Here is a 3,576-nt window from a genome sequence, read left to right as displayed (position 1 = left end):
TACCAAGGTCAGCACCACGGAATGATCAACGGTACCGTCTCTGGATGATCCAGATAAATATAACGCCACACGATAGCCGAAGCGAGCAGACATCCGAGAGTAATGTAGGTTTTATATTTTTGCAATCCAGGCTCCACATCTTCTACTTCGTTTTCTGTTACAAGCTCAGAATTCTCCTCTGGTTTCACGGACGGTTTGAGCCGATTGATCCGTTTAAGCTCCTGAATCTCCTGCAGAGTCTCCCGATGCTCTTGCCCGTATGTTCCGCCACGATCAGTATAGTTCCCCTGTGAGGTATGAGCAGATATGATAGGGTCGGCTGATGAAAAAGCTCGCCCTTCCATACTTTCTCCCTTCACGCTAGCACTCTCTGTACCAGCCTTCATTCCTTGCAATAGCAGTTCCTTTAGCAATCCCAATTCAAATTCATTTCTATCACACAGATCGAGTATGCGTTGTATATATTCTCCCTGAAGGTGGGCCACACGAGTCATTAAACGAATAACCATCTGCTTAAATTGACTGCCTGTTTGCCCTGCATACTGTAAACTGCGTAAAGGAACATAGGTTAAACTGGCGGTTTCCCTTGTACCTGAACCACTTAGAAAAATATAATCCTCGTGCAAAATAAACTGGCGGATATCTAACATATATTGCGGGCTGCGATGGAGGGCATCTGCCACTTCAAAAAGAATCCGGTAGAAATCAGAAGTCGACACGCTCCCACCTTTCCATAACTGGGAAAGCATGCGTTGCCCCGAAATATCGTAATGTAACTCTATCTGAAAATCGACTTCCTTTATTCTAAGTTCCAGCAGACCGGGAATCCGATTACCAGTCATCATGCCGGTCTGTACGGAATTTAAATCATCGGTCTTGAGCCCGTCTTCCTTGTTTAGAATCATAAATGTCCCGCCGTTCCGCGCAAAATCCCTGCTTAAACCAAACAATTCATGACCTCCTTAACAATTTCCTATCTCCGTGAGGTAGCATGATCTCCCCCAGCGGACATGTCATGGCAAGAAGTAAAGATAAGCACTGATCGCTCCCGGAATGACTGCGGTCATAAAAGGAAACCTGAGGTGTGCTTCATTTCCAGTGGTCAGCGCTTTGCCGCTGCGAAATAGAAAAAATCCTCCTAAATTAAAAGCCACGCGCCGCAGTCTCATGATGGTTTCCCTCTTCCATAGCAAAATCCCTATGCCAATAATACCTGCAAAAAAAATCGAATATAAAGCTGACTGCCATGCAAAAGCAGCACCTGTCCATGCTCCAATCAAGCCGAACAGCTTTACATCTCCTGCACCAACAGCTCCCATCCAGTACAAAATCAGCATGAACCCAAATCCGGTACCCAGTCCAGCAACAGCAAATAAAAAACCGTGCCACCCTCCAAACAGAGTATTGAACACCAAGCCTACCACTATGCCGGGCAATGTAAGCTTATTAGGGATTTTCATGCTACGTAAATCCGTAACTAACGCAATCGCGAGCAGAACTCCGCATACAATATACATCCACGTCAATGCGATCTTCCCCCTTTATAAAATAGAACTAGCAGACTACCAAATCACTTTCCATCGTAGTTATTCCTGTCCGTCTATGTCGAGTCGATCCTATCTAACCATCAGCTGGCTTTTCCACGGTAAACGGAACTTCTATACGTTGACCGTCCTCTGTTTCAATCACAAAGCTCCATTGACCGGGTGTTGTGTTCGTTCCCACAAACCAGTTCCATTCAATAATCCCGTCCGCATTGGCAGAGGTCCAGCCCAAATGCTGGGCCGTGCTTTGGCCCGACTTATAAAGTACAGAAAGATTAGCATTCGTCCCAGGCTCAACCTTGGCCTTGATCAAATTGTACACACCCTTCACAGCAGGTTCAGGCTTAACGAGCAACTGTATGGAATGCTGCGCATCCTTATCCGCTGTTGCCTCTCCTGTACCTGTCCCCTCCCCTGTGTTCCCAATCCAGAGACGTTCCTCTGCCGCCGCTTGAAGCACAATGCTGCGATACAAAAAGGGGACCTTCATCGGCAGTTCATACGATAGCTCTACTCTAAAATAAGGGTCCTTAGTTCCTGTAAGAGCAGGTACATGTACACTCGTTATATGAATACGGTCATACTCCAGAATGCTTTCCTCCATAAAAGGCTTTAGCATCGGCTTCAGAACAGGATCGAGTGCAGCTTCCGTAAATCGCCCCCGCAGCTCCTCCATCGGCTTTTGACCGCCCTGAACAGCGCTTTCTACCCAATCACCAATTGGAGGTGGCAACTGGGCAGCGAATTGGCTTGCATATTCACTCACAGATAACTTGGGCAATTCATCCAGCGGTTCACGGACTGCATCTATTTTCGCGGACGCCGCCTCCACGGCTAGAGAAACTGGGTAAATTTTAGTCGAAACCTGCTTAACCGCTTCTGAAGCGGTGTTCTGCAAGGCTGTGGATACCAGCGTCATCTGAACCATATAAATGAGAAAAATAATAAAAAACAGAAACATTGGCAACACCAGTGACGCTTCTAAAACAATACTTCCTTGTTCACATTGCTTCTGCCCACAAACTTTCCGTAAACACCGATTAATAGGAAAAATGCGCTGTTTTCGTGACATAGTACACACTTCCCTTAATACTCTCGCCTTCTTTTGAGGCGGTTCCGAGCATCTTCATTACCCCAGGTAGAAACCACAGCCTCATCCCATTCTTGACCTCACCCGTTGCATACGTTTGCCGCTCAGCAGGATTGACATCTGTATTCAGGCGGATCAGAGCAAGCATACGGGACATTTTTCGTTCATTATTGCTATGGAGCATCAGGAACAATCGCAAATGATCCTTGTATGTCATTCGAAATTTCAGAAAATCAGACAATGGCACGTCTCCCTTTTGTGCCAGCATAATCATATCTTCTATCGCTTTTTCTACTCCATATAACAAAGCTGCCGCCAAAACGACCAGCGGATTACCTTTTGAGCTGTTTTTAACCAATCCCTCCATTGTTCGAATGGCAAGTCTCATAGCAAAAATTTCTCCATAGGCGGATGCCAGATTACCCGTCGGATTATGGAAGCCATACAGGATATACTCAACTTCCTGATTATTCACCTCCAGCTGATCTCCCAAAATCTGTGCAGCATTTCCCACATTTCCACCCGATCCGGCCAAACTGCCAAAACGGCTAAAATCCACATGATGGAAGTAAGAAAGTGCATATTCATTCTGGTAAAACTCGTCTCCCAGTTGAGTCAGTAAATTGGATGCCGACCCGTATAGACCATCCATACTATCCATGGAAGCTCCCGCAGCATCATAGGTGTCATAGGGCAAATCAGCGGATACAGATGGACTGGATGTAGACTGGTTAAACGAAATACTTTCATTGTAATACCGCTCCATATTTTGGAATTGTTCTGCACTTTGTTTACTTTTGGAAAGAACCTCAATGATCCGATAGGCTTGTTTAAGCTTGTTTTTCGCCTCCTTTTCCATTTTCTTGCGTTCTTTGTCCGGTCCACGTCGCGTATCCATCATTTTGGCTTCACCGTCGAGTACATTGGCAGGTCCCACCCAAG

3 protein-coding genes and 1 pseudogene are annotated in these 3,576 nt (G+C 46.0%); all 4 read right to left on the bottom strand.

Going from position 1 to position 3,576, the window contains the following annotated elements; translation table 11 throughout:
• Positions 1–950: pseudogene (locus tag GRP75_RS21760) on the bottom strand (DUF6382 domain-containing protein); the annotation flags it as partial.
• A 63-nt stretch (positions 951–1,013) separates the two neighbouring features.
• A complete protein-coding gene (locus GRP75_RS21755) occupies positions 1,014–1,526 on the bottom strand; it encodes an A24 family peptidase (protein WP_023987627.1) in 513 nt (170 codons plus the stop codon).
• A 94-nt stretch (positions 1,527–1,620) separates the two neighbouring features.
• Positions 1,621–2,616 (bottom strand): TadE/TadG family type IV pilus assembly protein, encoded by a 996-nt coding sequence (locus GRP75_RS21750; RefSeq protein WP_028543025.1) that lies wholly within the window; start codon positions 2,614–2,616, stop codon positions 1,621–1,623.
• Positions 2,585–3,576 (bottom strand): DUF5702 domain-containing protein (locus GRP75_RS21745; protein WP_237449132.1); only part of this gene is annotated, 992 nt, incomplete at its 5' end. The genes GRP75_RS21745 and GRP75_RS21750, both read right to left, overlap by 32 nt.

Origin of the sequence: Paenibacillus sp. OT2-17 (assembly GCF_009827695.1) — a bacterium.
In the GTDB taxonomy this organism is placed as follows: domain Bacteria; phylum Bacillota; class Bacilli; order Paenibacillales; family Paenibacillaceae; genus Paenibacillus; species Paenibacillus polymyxa_B.
Note: the sequence above shows the minus strand (reverse complement) of the source record. Positions and strands in the feature narration are given on the sequence as shown.